Source organism: Natrinema gelatinilyticum (genome assembly GCF_024266705.1).
GTDB lineage: Archaea > Halobacteriota > Halobacteria > Halobacteriales > Natrialbaceae > Natrinema > Natrinema gelatinilyticum.
Genome location: NZ_CP100757.1, coordinates 507864 through 526064, shown reverse-complemented (window position 1 = coordinate 526064; position 18201 = coordinate 507864). Strand labels below are relative to the sequence as shown.

The 18201-nt window shown below is 61.0% G+C and carries 13 protein-coding genes; 2 read left to right on the top strand and 11 right to left on the bottom strand.

What is annotated here, in order from left to right:
• Window positions 1-84: 84 nt before the first annotated feature.
• On the bottom strand, window positions 85-681 hold the full coding sequence (locus NJU76_RS20490; protein WP_254533666.1) for a TetR/AcrR family transcriptional regulator: 597 nt from the start codon (window positions 679-681) through the stop codon (window positions 85-87).
• Between the two features lie 212 nt (window positions 682-893).
• On the opposite strand from NJU76_RS20490, the gene NJU76_RS20485 reads away from it, so the two are divergent.
• Window positions 894-2288 carry an alpha/beta fold hydrolase gene (locus NJU76_RS20485; RefSeq protein ID WP_254533664.1) on the top strand — a complete coding sequence of 465 codons (1395 nt, stop codon included), beginning with the start codon at window positions 894-896 and terminating at the stop codon, window positions 2286-2288.
• Window positions 2289-3332: 1044 nt separating this feature from the next.
• Here NJU76_RS20485 and NJU76_RS20480 read toward each other — a convergent pair.
• From NJU76_RS20480 to NJU76_RS20440, 9 genes are all read right to left on the bottom strand, one after another.
• A complete protein-coding gene (locus NJU76_RS20480; RefSeq protein ID WP_254533663.1) occupies window positions 3333-4244 on the bottom strand; it encodes a DUF7351 domain-containing protein in 912 nt (303 codons plus the stop codon).
• Window positions 4245-4525: 281 nt separating this feature from the next.
• Window positions 4526-5734, bottom strand: coding sequence for an inorganic phosphate transporter (locus NJU76_RS20475; protein WP_254533662.1), 1209 nt, complete (start codon window positions 5732-5734; stop codon window positions 4526-4528).
• Between the two features lie 24 nt (window positions 5735-5758).
• Window positions 5759-6103, bottom strand: coding sequence for a DUF5828 family protein (locus NJU76_RS20470; protein WP_254533660.1), 345 nt, complete (start codon window positions 6101-6103; stop codon window positions 5759-5761).
• A gap of 5 nt (window positions 6104-6108) precedes the next feature.
• Window positions 6109-6786, bottom strand: coding sequence for a molybdenum cofactor guanylyltransferase (locus tag NJU76_RS20465; protein ID WP_254533659.1), 678 nt, complete (start codon window positions 6784-6786; stop codon window positions 6109-6111).
• 16 nt (window positions 6787-6802) lie between these two features.
• Window positions 6803-7957: an Mrp/NBP35 family ATP-binding protein gene (locus NJU76_RS20460; protein ID WP_254533658.1), complete on the bottom strand. Its 1155-nt coding sequence runs from the start codon at window positions 7955-7957 to the stop codon at window positions 6803-6805.
• A 10-nt stretch (window positions 7958-7967) separates the two neighbouring features.
• Complete coding sequence (locus NJU76_RS20455) at window positions 7968-11132, bottom strand: molybdopterin-dependent oxidoreductase (protein WP_254533656.1); 3165 nt, start codon at window positions 11130-11132, stop codon at window positions 7968-7970.
• A 1-nt stretch (window position 11133) separates the two neighbouring features.
• The gene (locus NJU76_RS20450) at window positions 11134-12909 is read right to left on the bottom strand and encodes a 4Fe-4S dicluster domain-containing protein (protein ID WP_254533655.1); all 1776 of its coding nucleotides are present in this window, start codon (window positions 12907-12909) and stop codon (window positions 11134-11136) included.
• Window positions 12910-13250: 341 nt separating this feature from the next.
• Entirely contained in the window at window positions 13251-14171 is a 921-nt protein-coding gene (locus NJU76_RS20445) for a sulfite exporter TauE/SafE family protein (protein ID WP_254533654.1), read from the bottom strand.
• Window positions 14172-14299: 128 nt separating this feature from the next.
• Window positions 14300-15451, bottom strand: coding sequence for an MBL fold metallo-hydrolase (locus tag NJU76_RS20440; RefSeq protein WP_254533653.1), 1152 nt, complete (start codon window positions 15449-15451; stop codon window positions 14300-14302).
• Window positions 15452-15628: 177 nt separating this feature from the next.
• Here NJU76_RS20440 and NJU76_RS20435 point away from each other — a divergent pair, with 177 nt between their 5' ends.
• Window positions 15629-16081: a universal stress protein gene (locus tag NJU76_RS20435; protein WP_254533651.1), complete on the top strand. Its 453-nt coding sequence runs from the start codon at window positions 15629-15631 to the stop codon at window positions 16079-16081.
• A gap of 31 nt (window positions 16082-16112) precedes the next feature.
• Here NJU76_RS20435 and NJU76_RS20430 read toward each other — a convergent pair whose 3' ends face one another.
• Window positions 16113-17903 (bottom strand): bifunctional metallophosphatase/5'-nucleotidase, encoded by a 1791-nt coding sequence (locus tag NJU76_RS20430; protein ID WP_254533649.1) that lies wholly within the window; start codon window positions 17901-17903, stop codon window positions 16113-16115.
• Window positions 17904-18201: the final 298 nt, after the last annotated feature.

Below are 18201 nucleotides of genomic sequence, written 5' to 3'. Positions count from 1 at the left end.
TCGCCGTACCCCAGTTGAGTACTCACCGCGAGATATTTCGAGCGAAGTCCGACGATGGTCGAATGACCAGGGGCCGACCGATGTCTAAACGACGAGACTCGAGACCACCAAGTCGAAGAGAAAATCGCGGACCATCGGATACTGATCGGTTCCGAACTCGTCCCGATGGAGTGGGAGGGAGGACACGTAGATCAGCGACTGGGCGATGAGTTCCGCATCTGCGTCGATGATCAGGCCTCGCCGCTGCCAGTCTTTGAGTTGCGGAATCAGCACCGACCGCTTCTCGAGTCGCGTCGATCGTAGCGTGCCCTGATCGAGTTCGTCTCGAAGGCGCTTACGTTCGTCGCGATCTATCGTTCCTTGGAACAAGGGATTCGACACGATGGAGTCGCTGGCGATCTCGAGGAACTGCCGGAGTCCCGTCTCGGGGTCGTCTTCGTGATCACGAAGGGCTTCGCGGAGATCTTCGTAGACCGTCTCCGCTTCTCGTTGGAGGATCGCCGCGAGAAGTTCTTCTTTCGAGTCGAAAAACGAGTAGAACGTTCCCGCGGCGATGTCGGCATCGTCGGTCAGCTCTGCGATGCTCGTTTCCTCGAGTCCGTACTCCCCAAATCGTTCTCTTCCCGTTCGAAGTAGCGACTGCCGGATCTCGCGACGCCGGTCATCGGTGAATTGTGGCATGAATCGTTTATCGGTATCGGGTATCGACGGCCCGGACGTCGTATGCGGCGCCAGTACCCGCTCAATATGAATCGATACACCTGCACGTTCATATGGGTATCGATCGATCTTTCCGCAATATTCGAACACTCGAGCCGCATGTTGGGGTTCTATCGTCTCATATGAACGAGAGAACAATCATATTCATATAGCTGCTCGTCGAATCAGTTCGTATGAGCAATCAGCTCCGGACGCCCCGAATTCATAAGGTTATCACGTCGCCAGTCGGGCGTCTCTTCCACTCCGGTCTGTTCGAACGATTCAAAATCGCATCCGTGGACCGCGAGTTTACGGTCCTTCGCGCTCGAGCCGCAGCGGACGTCGCAGGAACGGACGTCGACGCGTTCCTCCGCGAACTGGACACGCCAGAGTCCGTCGATTCGGGGATGCGCGACTCTATTTCTGAAGCGTTGTACAGCCACCGGGACGCTCGAGCCCGATTCCAACGCATTTCGGATGAGTGGAACCAGCACTTCTGGAACGGTCAGGTATCGACCGTCGACGAACGAAACGAACTCGAGACGAAGCGGCGAGAAGCGGGCGGACAGTGGGTCTCCCCGCAGAAGACGTTCAAATTCCTCAGCAAGGCCGGATGGATCGATATCGTGGACTTTTCGATTCCGGATCCCGCGTCGACGATCGAGGACTGGAGCGACCTGTCCCCTGAGACTGTGTACGGGGCGCCCGAATCGATTCCTGACGTACACTCGTCGGAGACCATGCAGGGGCCCGAGACGAGGGAATATCTCCTCCGGTTCCCCTCTCCCTCGAATTTCATCGACGACGAGGCATACGCCCGTGTGTACGAACCCTGGGACGCACCCGAGAGCCAGCCGCTTCCGACGCTCATCTTCGGGACCGGGCTGGCGATGGCGTGTGACGTGATGGAATACTGGACCGAGGAGGAATACGTCGGACGCCGATTGGCCCCCGCAGGCTGTCGCGTTATCCTACCGATTCCGCCATGGCACGGACGCCGCGAACGGACGGGTTTCTACACTGGCGAGCCCTATTTAGCCAAAATGCCCGTGAGCGCAGTGGAACTGTACGAGGCACAGGCCGCAGAAATAGCGGTGCTCACGAAGTGGGCCCGCGACCGCGGCGCACCTCGGGTCGGCGTCGGCGGTATCAGCATGGGCGGGATCGTCTCGATGTTCGTTACGAGCTATGCAGACGTGTGGCCCGAGTCGATGCGACCCGACTTCGCCCTCCCGGTGGCCGCATCGGCGGACGTCTCGGAATTACTGTTCGAGAGTTCGCTGACCGAGATCCTCGGAGTGACGGCTGCACTGCGAGAGGCCGGCTGGAACGTGGACAACATGGCCGCACTCGACGATCTACTCACTACTCCATCGATTCCCGGAATCGCCCCCGACGAAATCTATCCCGTCGGTGGATTAGCCGACGATATGACGAAATACGGTACATTACGGCAAACGCTGGACGAGTGGGACGTCCCAGCGGCGAACCGACTCGAGTGGGATTGTGGTCACTTCGGTGTGACGCTACGTGCGATGCGGACCGACGAATTCCAGACCTTCGCCCGGGAGGCCATCGGCGGACGGTGACGAATGCACTCCGAAGCGTCGATCGACTGCCGCCAAGATACGGGCCGGTGTTCGGAATCCGGAGATCAGTTGGCTCGAGAAGACCACTAGCAGGGATCTCAGATGACGGGACGTCCCTGCGATGAGGGCCGCGTTTTCAACAGTGTAAGCGACGATATGAGCAACGAATCGCTCCCGTTTGTAGTTCACGATCGCTCCGTATGGGTTCTTTGCGACGGTCTGACTCGGAAGGGACCGTACGCTCGTGACGCTCGTCGCTGTTGGCCCTTCCCTGCGGTCGGAATGTGGTTTCCACGTTTCAGCGCCATCAATGTCGGCCAAAGTCGGGGGGTACTCCGATCGCGGCTACCTTTGACAGTAAGAGAGTCCTGCCCTTCCCGTGAGGGACGAGTGTTCCGACACGTGCTGTCGGAAGTGAACTACCCTGCCCTACCGCGCTCGGGCTTACCCAGCCCTCGCTTGGTGCGGACGGAGCGTCCTGTTTCTGTGTCGGAACGTGCAGGAACAGATCCCACAGCGTCCACAAGACGCGGAGCGTCTCGTGCGGCCCGGCAGAACGCCAACGGCGTTCTGCGGACGGTTCCAGACTCCACAGGCGGCTTCCCTTGACAGGTGGTTCGGAGTGTCCCACTCCTACCGGTTCGACACTCGGCCACAACCGACGATGCACGCTTGTTGTCGCGTTTGAACACCGCCGGAAGCGTGGTGAGCATCTTATTACCACCTTCAACCGAAGGGATAATAAGGGTGCCGATTCACACGAAACCAAGACGTGCGGGCGCTGTCTCCCCTCCCTGCTCGCTTCGCTCGCTGCGGATAGCGCGGGACCGTCGGTCCCGCTGACCATGCGAACGGCGTCGCCGTGAGCAGAAGGGGGCTTAGCGCCCTCAATTACAGCTAAGGAGTCACTCCGCTCTCTCCGTCCCAACGACCAGCGCACAAACCCGAGTACCGTTCACCGTGGCGGGACTGTTGCGTCCAGGGACGCGTAGACCGGCTGAGACTCCCAGGGAGGAAACTGCGCCGTTTACGGCGCGGAGGATGTCATGTAGTGGAGCTCTCACCATCAGATCGCTCGAGTGTGACCGTCGCCGTCTCGTCCATGCTGAGACGGAGCGACTCGTCGGCCAGCGTAACGTCGAACGACGCTGCGAACGGATCGTCGGAGACGATCGTCGTTGCAATCGTCCCCGATGTGAGATACTCGAAAAACTCCCACAGTGGAACGTCCAGTACCGAAATACCGTGCTCCCAAAACGAGTAGTGGACCGCCGGGTGAAACGCGACTGGCACTTCGACGGGCAAACTGACTCTGTGATGGCACTCGCGACACGAATTGACGTGGAGGTGAACCGGTTTCCCGCCGTGTTCGTACACGTCAACAGTTCTCTCGACCGGGCCGAAACACTCCGGGCAGACGTCGCCTCGTAGCTGAACGTACATACTCCAGATACGGTATCCGAAGCTCTCGATCACCTCCATTGGCGACCGGTCACGCGTTTGGCTTTGCGGGAAGAAGTCAGTGATGAGGATCGCATCGCATTCCGTACAGCGAATTCGGAACTGTTCGGCATCGAGCGTCGCGATGAGCGAGGCCGCTTCACAGAAGAGGCAAACCCCAGAAACCTCGCTGTCCTCGAACGTCGAAGTACTTTCGTACACGTCGGAGACGATCGTGCGTACGATCTTGTGGCCGCTGTACGTGAGTCTGTATCCGTCGGACGTTTCACGTACGAACTGCCCGACGAGCCGGTCCAAGTGATACGAAAACTGGGACGTGCTGTCGACATCCATCGCGTTGTACAGTTCCGTAAAGGACATCGTGTGCCACGGCTCTTGATGCTCTTGCTCCACGTTATCTAACGCCATCAATATTTGTAGTCGATGTGCGTTTCCGAGCGAACTAATCGCATCGACCACGTCCTGATCGATTTGGTCGCCGACCTCTTCTTCCATAGTCAGTACCTATTGTTCTCCGTTACGATGTTTTCATCGCTCGGTCGTACTGAGTCCGTTGGCTCTGGCAACCCGGAGCGTTCTCTGTGTTGGTCATGCTGATTCTAACAGAAAATAGGTAGGTCAATAGCAATCGCGTAAGATACACAGCGGTAACAGGAAGTTGACATGGCTCAAATTAAACCTAAAATAGTTTATTATTATGGCCGAGACGACGTTTGTCGTTCCGGGATGTCGTAGCCAACATCGAGCCAGAACCGTTGTATAATATTTCTTATACGCTATATTCCACCTTTGAGAAATACGCCCGTTACGACGGAATAGGCAGCGTATCCAATGCCGAGGGAAAGTGCGAGTGAGCCGACCCATCCGGCGATCGTGTACAGTATTTTTTGTTTGCTCACGTCCGACCCACCGGCAGCGTATCCGCTTCCGATGATCCCAGAAACGATAACTTCGTTGAACGATACGGGAATTCCAAACAGAATGGCCGCCTGCGCGATGAGGAACGACGGGATGAGCGCCGCGATGGACCGCCGTGGACCGAGCGAGGAGTAATCCCGCGCGAGCGCCTTGATCAATCGGGGAGCGCCGGTCCACGACCCCACCAGTAGTCCGATTCCACCGCCAACCAGTAGCCAGACGACAGGGATGGAGACGGTGTCGCGGAGCGGTAAGAGCGGGCCGACTGCGAGTCCAACCTGACTGCCGCCTGCGGAGAATGCGACGAGCCCGCCGAGGACGAGCAGGAAGCGACGTTGGCCAGCTGTGGCATCCGATCGAACGTCCGATGCGACGACGGACCCACAACCGACGGCGACGGTGAGCGAGACCGCGAGCTGTGCGAGCGTGACGTCCATGAGCGGGAGAGACGCGAGAGATGGGGCTGTGGCAGCAGCCAGCGAGGTGCTTTCCCCGGACGAGCCGAGGAATACGAACTCGATGTTCGCGAGCGTGAGTCCGACGATACCGGCGAGAACCGGAACGGCGATTCGTTCGGAGACGCGCTCGTCCCTGAGAAGCGACGCGGTCGTATACGCCAGGAAGCTCCCGACGAACGGCACCGCGACCCAGAGGCCGACTATCTGGCGATATGTCGCCCACGCTGGATTTCCACCGCGCGCGATTCCGACCCCGACGACGGCGCCGGTCACGGTGAACGCCGTCGCGATCGGATAGCCGGTGTAGACGCCGAGGGCGACCAGCGCCGCCGCAGTGAACAGTGCGACGACGACCGCAATCGGCGAGAGGATGACGCCCTCGACGAGACTCTTTCCGATCGTCGCCGAGACGTTCGCACCCTGGAACACCGCGCCAGCGAATCCCAGCAGACCGACGACGAAGCCAGCCCGCATCACGGAGATCGCGTTCGCGCCGACGGCCGGTGCGAACGGCGTGGAGCCCGAAGACCCCGCACCGATGGTCCAGGCCATGAACAGGCTCGCTCCGGCCGCGACGACGAGCGTCGCCAACGTGTTCAGTCCTATCATCTCGTTTGTGTCGGTGTCGTTCCGTCACCCCGCGGCGTCAGTCGTCGGGGACGTCGATTCCCTCGGACGCTTCGGCGTGTCTGTCTCTGTCTCCGCGGCGTGGTGCCAGCGGTCTATCTCGCTCTCTACGGTTACGATCAGTGTGCGGACCGCGTCCGTTCGTTCGTCGTCGTTGATGTTCATCTCGAACGTGTACCCGTACTTGTCGGTCAGCCGATGCTGTTGGATGGTGGCGCTGACGAGTTCGTCGTCGAAGTAGAACGGCGATAGTTTCGTCACCATTCGGAAGGCAGCCGTTATCCGGTTGCCGTGTTCGACGACGTCCGCCCAGTCGCTCTCGACCACGAATCCGGAGACGTGTTCTTCCATGGTAGTTACTGGTTGGGTAGCAACCGCTGGACCGCCGTCTCGAGGTCGGTTCGCGTGTTGACGTTGGTCGTCGACTCCTCGATGGGAACTCGTGGGGGTGTAGCCTCGACGGGGAGCGTCACGACTCGGTCGAGGGTCTCCAGTAGCGCACGCGGTCCGGCACTTCGCGGGAGTTCTGCCCGCGCACGCGCTACTGACGACCGTCGATACAGCGTGTGCAGCGGCTCGGTCGTTCCGTCGGGGTGTCGAATCGCGACCGCGTCCGGGCGTCCTTCGGACGGACAGCTCCTGCCGCGGAGTTCGTCGACGAGCCACTGAATCGCCGCCGATGAGAGTAACGGCATATCACAGCCACAACAGAACAGCCACTGAGAGTCGACGGTATCGATGCCGCCGAACAGTCCGGCCAGCGGACCGTCGAACGCGCCGTCGTCGACTGCGAACGACACATCGCTAGCTGACACAGCCTCGGCGTACGCATCGCGCTGATCGTCGGAACGGACGGCGACCACCGGCGGCCGAGTCGTCGCCGCGGTGACCGCCTCGACGACGCGGCCGAGCAGCGTCTGCCTGCCGACCGTCGCGACGGCCTTCTGCTCGTCGGCGTCGCCGAACCGGGTGCTTCGTCCGCCAGCGAGGACCAGGCCTGTCACCTCGTGCGCGAGGTCAGTCGATGCTATCATTATCTGTCGTCCTCCGTCAAACGGCCAGACTGTTGATGCGTGCGGCAGTTCGCGTCGCCAGCCGTTCCATCGCAGCGCGGGAGTCGCCCCCACCGTCTCTGACTGCGATGGGCGGAAGGGTCGAGGAGCGCTCGCGTTCCTCGCGCATCCGTGGGAGCTGTAATCGGCCGATGCCCGGAATCGAGACGCCGGGTGTCCCCTCGTCGGTATCGGGGTCCAACGTGCCGACCGCGGGGTCGACTGGGAGCTTGCCGAGCACCGGGATGTCGAACTCAGCCGCTAGCCTCTCGCCGCCGCCCGCGTCGAAGATGTCGTGTTCACTCTCGCAGTCGGGGCATTCAAAACTCGCCATGTTCTCCGCGATGCCCAGGACGGGGACGCCGTATCGAGCGAAGCCCTGCAGGCCGCGGCGAGCGTCATCGACCGCGACCGGCTCGGGCGTCGTCACGATTACCGCACCAGTGACCGGGAGGTGTTGGACCAACGAGAGCTGTGCGTCGCCGGTGCCAGGCGGGAGGTCGACGAACAGGTAGTCGAGGTCTCCCCACTCGACGTCGCTGAACAGTTGCTTGATGAACTCGTCGACGAGCGGCCCGCGCCAGATGACGGGGTCGTCTTCCTCGACGATGAAGTCCATACTCATCACTCGTACGCCGTGAGCCTCCCGCGGGACGATTTGATCGTCGAGCGTCGCGTCCGGCGTTCGCTCTTCGAGGCCGAGCATCGTTGGTGCGTTCGGCCCGTAGATGTCCGCGTCAAGTAGCCCGACGGTCGCACCAGCGGCCGCGAGCGCGGACGCTACGTTCACTGCGACCGTGCTCTTGCCGACGCCGCCCTTGCCGCTGGCAACCGCGACGACGTTTTTCACCTCCGGGATGAAATCGACGCGGTCCTCGAAGCTCGGAACTTCGGATTCGAACCGACACTCGACAGTCGAGACACCATCGACGTCCTGAGCGACGTGCGTCACGTCTCGTGCGATGGCGTCGCGGACCATCGCCGAGGGAATCGGGAGCGTGACGGTTACCTGTGCCGTTTGCTCTCGGACACGCACCGCCAGCGCATCCAGGTCGGCGAGCCCGGTGAACAGCACATCACGGGCTATTTCGGCGTCGGCCAGCGCGCGCCGGACGCGTGCGGTGAGTTCGTCGGATTGGTGTCGTGCATCCATGGTTGTTCAATCAGTCGTCGTCCGCCGACCAGTCTTCCGTCGTGGATGTTCGACTGTCGGGGTCCCAGCGTTCCGACCGCCCGACCGGACCGTCGACGTACCACGCATCGTCCTCGTCGGGCTCCGTCGGTGGCGCGATGGGGCGTTTGAGCCACTTGGGCCGTCGGAGTCCGTCGGGGCCCGGCGCGGGGTTGGTATCGTCGAGCCACTCGCGGTAGATCTCCATCGACTTGTCGGTGTCGACGAAGATGTCGCCGTAGTAGTCGTCTTCCCCCGCAGGCTTGACGGTCACTTTCTGGTGCCAGCAGTGCATCCCCGAGATGGGGTCTGGATGTGGTGCGTGGGTGAGGTTCTGGGCGACGCCGCCGTCGGTCCACCAGATGCGCTCTGAGTCGGGGTCCTCGGATTCGAACGGCTTGATGCCGGAGGTCTGGCGCATCCCCCACATCGCACGGTCGTTGTCGAGGTCGACTGTCACCTTCCCGTAGGGGTCGCCGCCTTCGTCGAAGTCGCCGTCGGATTCGCCGTCGTTGTCGCGGTCGATCTTCCACTGGCCCATGTGGTGGCTCATCGCCACGATGCCGGGCTTGATGGACTCGGTCACCCACACCTCGTTGACGTAGTAGCCGATGTCGGTCTCGACCCGAATCAGGTCGCCGGTCTCGACGCCGAGGCGCTCTGCATCCTTGGTGTGGACCCAGACGGGGTTGTTGTGCGAAATCTCTTCGAGCCACTTCGAGTTCGAGGACCGCGAGTGAATCTGGGTCGGCAGTCGGAACGTCGGCACCAGTACCATCTCGCCGTTCTCGTAGTCGATGTTCTCGGGGTGGACGTGGGACTTGAGGTAGTTCGGGACGACGTACTCCTCGTCCTCCCAGCCCCAGTCGTCCAAGGTCTTCGAGTAGAACTGCTGTTTGCCGGTCGGCGTCGGGAAGCCGCGTCGGGGTTCGCCGTCGACCATCACGCCGAGGACTTCGGTGTCGTATTCGGCGATGGTCTCGCGGTCGACCTCGTCGTACGAGTAACCGAGGTCGCTGTCGGTGACCGACTCGGTGCCCGCCGCGCCCTCCTCGCCGTCCGTCCCGCCGTCTGCGCTGGCGGTCGTCTCGACCGTGGCGCTTTCGGGAATGCGGCGGATGGTGCCGTACTCGTCGACGTAGACGTCGTCCTCTTCGAGGATAGCGGAGTCGAGCGTGTCCTCGTGGAGTCCGTAGCGGTTCTGCTGGGCCTCGAACGCGCCGTGGTGTTTCATGTATTCGAGGGGCTCCATCCCCTTCTCCTCGGCGGCCTCGACGAGGTTCTCTTCGTTTTCGAAGACGTACCGGTAGTACTCGTCGATGGACATCTGGGCGGGCTCGCCGTCCTCGCCATCGCGGTACGGGCTCTCGAAGTACTCGCGGATGCCGAGTTCGCCGTCCTCGTCGAGTCGCCACGAGAGGTCCATCCAGAACTCGTCTTCCTCCCAGACCTCGCCGGGGTTGGCCTCGTAGGTCCGCTCGACGTCCTCGCCCTCGCGCTCGGCGTATTCCCGGAGCACGGGCTGGCGGTAGGTCACCCACGTCGCAGCGTGGGTCTCCTGGCTCTGGATGTCGTGGCGTTCGGGACTGTGCCCCATCGGCAGCACGTAGTCGGCGAAGTACGCCGTCTCGTTCCAGGTCGGCGTCAGCGCGACGTGCATCCCGACCTTGTCCTCGTCGGTCAGCGCCTCGATCCACGAGAAGCCGTCCGGGTAGGTGTAGACGGGGTTGAACACGCGGGTGAAGTACACCGAGATGTCACCCCGACCCTCCTTCAGGAAGTACGGCAGGAGATAGCTCAACTCGTAGTGGGCGAAGGGGTACTCCACCGGCAGCTGGAGTTCGTCCCAGAGTTTCTGGCGCGGCGGCTCTTTGGGCAGGTGCGGGTCGAACTTGTGCCAGGCGTTCGGCGACGTTCCGCCTTTGGTGCCGACCGACCCGGTGAGGACGCTCAGGAAGTGAAGCGCTCGGCTGACCTGCCAACCGCCCTTGTTGCCGGAGGCCGCAGACCGCCAGATGTAGCTGGCGAAGCGATCGCCAGCCAGGCCGATCTTCCGGGCGACCTTCTCGAGTTGCTCTGCGTCCACGCCGCTCTCCTGGGCGGCGTACTGGGGCGTGAAGTCGGCGTAGAGGTCGTTTTTCAGCAGGTCGATGTAGCTCTCGAACGTCCGCGGCCGGTCGGGATGCCGCTCGTCGAGGAACTGCTCCCAGTTGACCCACTGGCGCACGAAGTCGGCGTCGTACAGGTCCTCCCGGAGGATGACGTTCGCCATCGACAGGAGGACGGCCGCCTCGCTACCAGGCTGGGTCGGCATCCAGAAGTCGGACATCGCCGCGGTGTTCGACAGCCGCGGGTCCATCACAGCGAGTTGGCCGCCCTCCATCACGCCTTCCATGATGCGCTGGGCGTGGGGATTGAAGTAGTGGCCCGATTCGAGGTGGGCCGACAGCAGGAGGATGAACTCTGCGTTTGCGAAATCGGCGCTCGCCCGGTCGTACTTGTGCCAGAACGCGTAGCCTGCTCGCGCGCCCGCCGAGCAGATGTTTGTATGGGAGTTGTGGCCGTCGAGGTCCCACGCGTTGATGACCCGGTCCATGTACTCCTCATGGCCGGGGCGCCCGACGTGGTAGGTAATCTCGTTTTCGCGGCCGTCCTCGATGGTCTCACGCATCTCTGAGGCGATGTCGTCGAGCGCTTCGTCCCAGGTGGTACGCGTCCACTGGCCGCTGCCGCGCGGGCCGTCGCGCTTCAGCGGGTACTCGATGCGCTGGGTGTCGTTGATCTGGTTGACGGTCGCCGGCCCCTTCGCGCAGTTGCGACCCCGACTGCCAGGGTGTTCGGGGTTGCCCTCGATCTTCTGGATGTCGCCGGTGTCCTTGTCGATGTATGTCAACAGGCCACAGCCAGCTTCACAGTTGAAACAGGCGGTCGGCACCACCGAATAGTCGGTGGGGTCGCCGTCCGACCCGTACTCTCGCCAGTCGTCCCACTGTTCGGGATCGGGGTAGCTCCGCAGCTGGCCCTCTGGAGCGATTCGTTCGACGTCGTCTGCTTTCCGCCGCTGTCGTTGCCTATTCGTGTCGTCGGTTCGGTTCGAGATGAGACCCAGTTTCTGGGCGATTCTCTCGACCGAACTCGGATCGAAATCGTGTCCCATGTTATGCGAGTGAGATGGTCTGCGGTGCGGTTATCCAGCAATACTCGTAGGCGAACAGTCCGACGAGCGTGGCCACGCCCGCGAGTGCGACCACGACCGGCGATGCACTCAGCGCCAGCGCGACCAGCGGCACCGCGATGCCGAGCGCCATGCCACCGGCCCAGAACGCGGTGGCGAATCGTCCGCGGACGATGCGTGCAGCTGCCTCTTCGGCGTCCTCGGTCTGGTGGGGCGTGAACAGTTCGGAGGCCACCAACGCGAGGTGAACCACCAATCCGCCCGCCAGGACCAGTTGCGACGGTGTGACGAGTTCCTCGAAACCGACGAGACCGAGGAGCGCCGTCGCGGCCGCCCCGGCGACGATTGCCTGCGTGAGCATGTGCAGCGGCATCGCAGGGCTCTGCCAGAGGTCCCGTCCCTTCGACTGGCTGAACAGGAATGCGGTGTAGATGGCCGTCGCGGCTGCCAGCACCGATCCGATCGACAGCACGATCGGGTTGACGACGATCGATGCGCCGAGCAGCCAGCCCAGTACCATCAGGCCGAGGAAGCCGCCGAACGCGGTGATAATGTACGCTCCTTTCACCAGCCAGGAGTTCCAATTCGGCCGCAACAGCACCCAGTGGAATCGCGTCGGTTGTTCGAGGTCGAGGATGAGCAATACGCCGGTCAGACCGAGGAACACTGCACTGAGTAGCGAACTCACGCCCATCACCGTGACGTCGGGTTCGAGGAGTCCGAACGCCATCAGCAAGGCCGGAAGCAGGAAGATTCCCGCCGAGATGGACTTGGTCATCGTGTAGGAGTACACTTCCCAGCCCCAGGACTCGTAGTGGCTCTCACCGATATCGTAGACTCGCCTGGCTTCTTCGTTGAGCAGTTCGTACGCTTTGGCGGTCCGGTTTTTCTTCTCGCTCGTGGCTCCGGTGTTTGCTTCCGTGCTGTAGCCGCCGTCCGAGGCGACCTGATCGTCGGAGCCACACGAACACTCGCCGCCGCAGCCACAGTTACCGCCGCAGCCACAGCCGCCAGCGCTGTGGGCGTGTCCGCCGTCGGCGCGCGCCGATTCCTCGTCCGAGGCGTTCAGCGAGACGTCCGACTCGGCGAGCGACTCGGCAGCTTTCTGGAGGTCGAAGTCCTCGCGGGCCGCACCGTGCGTTTCGACCTGGTTCGGGGCGTCCGACCACATGTAGTGTTCTTCGCGGCCGGTCGAACCGGGCGTGATCGAACCTTCGTCGCCGTCGACGTAGTACAGCTTGGGTTCGGTCCCTTTCTCGGGCTTTCGTGCCTGGACTTCTTCGTCGGCGATGGTCTGGGAGAGGTCCGTGTTCGGGTTCTCCATGTCGCCCGCGATGATGGCGTCCTCTGGACAGACCGTCACGCAGGCGGGTTCACGGCCTGAGTCCACCCGGTGAGAGCAGTAGTTACACTTCGCGGCCGTGGAGGTTTCGGGGTCGATGTACAGCGCGTCGTACGGACAACCCTGCATGCAGGCTTTGCAGCCGATACAGCGATCGGGGTCGAAGTCGACGATCCCGTCCTCGCGCTCCCAGAGAGCGGTGACTGGACAGACGTCAGTGCAGGGTGAGTCGTCGCAGTGGTTGCACCGCATCACCGAGAAGTTGCGGTTCGTATTCGGGTAGTCGCCCTTCTCGATGTACTTTACCCAGGTTTTGTTCACGCCGATCGGATCGTCGTGTTCAGTCTTGCACGCCACCGTGCAGGCGTGACATCCGATGCACCGTCGATTGTCGATGACGAACCCGTAGTTTGTCATACTGTCATTGTTGTTCGTCGTGGTGACTTGGCTGTACAGCCATGCGATCACCGGCTTGCCCAATCATGATACTTAACACCATGCAGCAAGCGTGCGATTTACATTATAGTTTTCGCTGTTCGAGCGCGGCGAACGTTCGCATACGTTATCTGTATGCGTTCGCCGAAATTTCCATTCAGTGCCTAAATTGTATTTTAAGAATATTAGGGGGATAATTCAGTTTAGACCGATGGTGAACCGCGAGCCGGACGGTAGACGTTCGGGCGCGACACCGTCGGAAATCGAGTTCGTATCCGACACGAAAGAAAAATGGGACCGCTACGTTGATCGCATCGACCCGCTTACAGGAACAATACCGGAATGGTATTGCGGAAGATGTTGAGCGCGATGACCAACAGCATGACGATGACCAGCCAGTTGAATTTCTTTTCGTCGATTTCGAGGCGGCGCAGATAGGTTCCAAACAAGAGTCCGACAATTGTAATGACTCCGATGGCCGAACCTAACCACAGCCGGTAGGGCGTCAGCAGCCCGTTGAACCACATATGGATGATGCGCTCGGTGAATACGACGGTGAACACCATCGACAGCCCGCCGACGTACCGCTCAGTGTCGCGTTCGAACGTGTGCAGGTACGCGGGTAACAGCGGACCGAGGTTCGCGGCCGCCAGCAGGAACCCCTCACCAAGGCCGACCGCGCCGAGAGCGACGGAGTTGCTAGCCTCCTCGATCACGACGAAGTTACTGATGACCTCGAACAGCACATACCCAAGCAGCAAGATCGCGATGAGGAATGGAATCAACGGTCCCTTCTGGAACGAATTGAGGAAAAACACGCCAATGATCGAGCCGAGGAGCGCGAGCGTAATGAGCGACCACTCGCGCTTGATGTACGTCAGCCCAGTTTTCGTCTCCCCGACCTGAAAGACGTTAATCATCCACGGGGGAATGGCCAGTACCACGACCGCGAGCGTCGGATCGATGACCGTCGCGAACACCGGGGTCGTGATGAGCGCGTACCCGAAGCCGAGCGCGCCCTTGACCGCACCTGCAAAAATCGCCACGAGGAAGAAGAACGCTAGCGTGACCGTGCCCACTTCGCTGTTCACCCCCGCGGTCACGTTTTCGAAACCGGGAAACAACACCACGCTGGCAATCAGAACGAGCCCGGTCGCCACCACCATCGTCACCTCGCGGTACCGAAATTCGAGCAGGTTCTTGGTGAACTGCCTCGGTTGGATCTTCGTATCTTCAGTCGCCATTATGAACCACGCACCGGTGCCGTTTCACTTCACCGTAGTATTGGGTTTGTAAGGTGTTCGATGCCGCTACCGACCGGAGTGCTGCGTTTTTCGTTGCCATGTTGATTACTGAGCGTTTGCTTGCGTCACTACTCGACTGCGCATTTGTTCGGCCCGAGTTCGATTTCGGGGTCTTCGACCTCGTTTTTGCCCTCGTTGATCGCGATTATCTCCTCGTGATTCGCCGGCTTCGAACCCAACTGTTCGACGATGTAATCGACGAACTCCTCCTTGGAGTCTTTCTGGACGGCCTCGTTCGTCGCCTTTATCTCGCCGATCGTCGCCGTGATCGGCGTGCCAGCGTCGACCTCTCCACCGCTGTAGTGAGCAGGGAAGACCGACACATCGTCGTCGTGGGTGAGGATTTTGCCGAAGATCGACTCGTAGAGCACTTCCGCGTGCTCTTCGGCTCCCTCGTCGCCGTGTTCCAGATCGGGGCGACCGACACTGTCGACGAACTGCGTGTCGCCCGTCAACATCGCTGCGTCGTCGACGAGGTAGGAGGTACTCTCCATCGTGTGTCCGGGTGTATGGAGGACCTTGATCTCGTGTCCGCCAAGGTCGAGCGTCTTGCCGTCCGCGACGGCGCGGAACTCCGAGCAGCCACCCGGCTGTTCGGTTCGGTCAGAGACGGGCGCGCCGACGATGAGGTCGGCGTCGTGCTTTTCTGCGAGTTCGCAACCGGACGAGATATGGTCGGCGTGGATGTGGGTAAGCGCCACGTACTTGACGTCGACCTCCCCGTTCTCGTCCTGGAATCGTTCGTCGCTTTTGAGATTGCGCTCGAAGACGTCGGTGTACTGGACCGGGTCGACGATCATCGCCTCGCCGTCGGCGCCGACGACGTACGACAGGCAGCCGTTGGCGACGCGTTTGGCCTGTTTGAACACGATGTCGGAACCGAGGTCGATGTCGACAACGTCGAAGACTTGACTCCAGCCGAGCATGCCGTCCTCGAGAGTGGCAGCGTCGAAGCCGCGACGCGAGAGTGCACTCGCGGCCCGACGGCTCGTGTTCCCGTGTGCGCATACCACCACGATTCGCTCACCCTCGTCGAATAGTTCATGCGGGTCTACCTCGAATTCGTCTGCTTCGGCATCGTACGGCAGATGGATGGCGCCGGGAATGTGCCACTGTTCGTACGAATCATGCGACCGTACGTCTGCGATTGGCGTCTTGTAGTCGATTCTACCCATAAGTCCTTGGGGCGTGATTTGCCCCATGACGTGGCCTGATTGCATTAGAGTCACCTGCGATGTGTCGTGGTTGCAGTTACCACGCTAAGGAAATATTAGGGCCAAATAGAAATATCTATGGTATTACCTAGCTCGACAAATCAGCTGTAATTTGGTTAATTGCAGACAGATGGACAACAATCGTAACTAACGTTTAAGGAGCGCCGTACCTTCACTCCGCGTATGTTCGATTCGATCCTGATACCGGTCGATGGAACCGATACGATGGACGAGCTGATCAAGCGCGGCTACGAGTTGGCCCAGACGCACGACGCTGACGTCCACGGATTATTCGTGAACAACGTCTCTGACATCATCCCCACGACCACAGCGCCTGCAGCCCCGCGCGAAATAGACGAAGAAGTCGAACGGCAAGGTGAACGGACACTCGATCAAATGCGTCGGCTGTCACCGCCGGGATTCGATCCCATCACCGAGTTCCGTCAGGGCAACCCGGCCAACGAAATTATCAGGTACACGGACGAGAACGACATCGATTGCATCGTCATCGGCCGGAAAGGGACGTCCATCCTCTCACACCTCGGGAGCAACACCTCCGGCGTCGTCCAGGGAAGCAACGTCCCCGTGTTGGTCGTGCCGTTCGGCGATTCGGACGCCGAATCCGAAGAAGCGTAAGTCGCAGCGTCTCTCCGTACCCGCAGTCGAGTCACCGCTTTTCGTTGAACGCCTCCTCGAGGTGGACGTTACTCCGGGGAATCATCGACACCTCGCAGTACTCCTCGCCGTTGGCGTAGTCGACGCCGGGCTGGATGTGCGGGTACGGGCCGTCGGCAGGCGTGTTCTGGACCTCGCCGCCGTCCTCCGGGGTCTGGACGAGCCCCATCACGTCGTAGTCGACGGGCGAGTTATTCTCGAAGTACTCGATGAGCACGTCGACGGGGATGGTGCCGTTCTCGATCTCGACGTTCCGGAAGGGGAACCCACAGTTGCCGAGGTCCTTCTCGGGGTCGCCGGGTCGCCGCAGCGTCGCCACCGTGTACGTCTCCTCGGGGTCCATCGGTTCGCCATCGACGGTCATCTCGACGAGTCGACGGCCGCGTTTTGCGGTCGGGTCGACGGTGACCTCGACGTTCGAGGAGTAGTTACGGAGACGGCCGTCTTCCTGGTCGTAGACGTACGGCGTGAAGTTGTCCATCAGGAAGTTCTCCATGTGGTTCATGATCTGTTGGCCGTACGCGTCGCCCTTCGCGACGGGCGCGGTCATCGGGAAGAACGTATAGAGGTCGCCGATAGTGACCTCGCCCGCCGGGATGGCCGACCCGTATCGGAACCCGTGGGAGATAGCCAGGTCGGCGTCCATGTACTGTTTGAGTGAATCGTTGTAGAGGGTATTCCAGGCGCTCTCCAGGAACGACTGGCGGTATAGTGGTTGATCCGTCTCACCGACGACGGTGTCGATTGGTCGGTCGAGCGTGCCGTTCCCGCGTTCGACCTCGACGTCTGCTTCGAGGAACGGTGCTCGCACCTCCTCGACCGTCCGTTGGGCGTCCGGGTCGGGTTCCGGGGTGTACTCGTGGTCCTCGACGAGACAGTAGAGGTTGTGCCGGAACTCCAGTTCTCCGTCGTTGATTCGCACGTCGACGCGACCGAGGCCGTCTCCCATCCCGGATTCGACGACCACGGTGTCGGTATCCTGTACGACGATGGGTTCGTGGGTGTACTCGTGGGTGTGGGCCGAGAACATCACGTCGATGGAGTCGAAGTCCTTGGCAGCCTGGACCATCCACTGGAGCCCGATTTCGGTGATAGCGACGACGACGTCTGCGCCGTCGTCGCGCGCTCGTTGAGCATACGTATCGAGGAGGCGCGGGTGCTTCGCGAACTTGTACTTCTCCTTCCAGAACAGCGGCATCATCCGGTCGACGTAGACGTTGGTCATGCCGACGACGCCTACTTTCGTCCCGCCGACGTCCTCGATGGTGTAGGGGTCGAAGATGAGTTCCTCACTGTCCCAGTCGAGGAGGTTGTTGGCGAGGACGTGCGCGTCGAGGCTCTCCATCAGTTCCACCATATTACCGTCCTCGACGGCCTCGTTAGAGTAGTCCCAATTCCCGGGCATGTAGATGTCGGGACGGAGGTGGTGGTTGATGGGGTCGAGCATCGACTTACCGAGGGTGTAGGTCGTAACGGCGGTCCCGTGGAAAGTGTCGCCGCTCATCAGGGTAAGGACGTTCTCGCCGTACTCCTCGCGGATTTGGTCGAGTTTCGCGGTCAGTATCGGGACGCCACCGCCTTTCTCGATGAGCTTGTCCTTGCCCTCGAAGTCGAGGTCGGGTCGGGACTTCGGGTTGTTGTAGTATACCTGGTATCCGGGCGTGATTTGACCGTGCAGGTCACTCAGGTGCGTGAACACGACATCGGGGTCGCCCTCCGGGGCGTCGGACGGAGAGCCATTCAAGCGCTTCCATTCCCCGAGGTACTCGGTGTCAAGGCGCATACCAGTATCCAACAGAACCGACCACCTTATTATTTTCGTCGGTTCGACCGCAACTCTGAGACGCCAGTTGCCGAGATCAGCCAACTGAACGCGCCTACCGACTATCCCGAGATTGTTCTATATTATAGAATGCGGAATTGTCGTAATACTGTCTATTCACTAACTGCGGACGACGAAAATCGGACCAGGATACGGTCATCGATGACACAGAACGAGTCCGCCGGTAATAATGCTGTTTTTCATTATAGAACAGTGCTAGTACCGTCACCGTACATCCCGTTCGTCCGCACACTAAGCA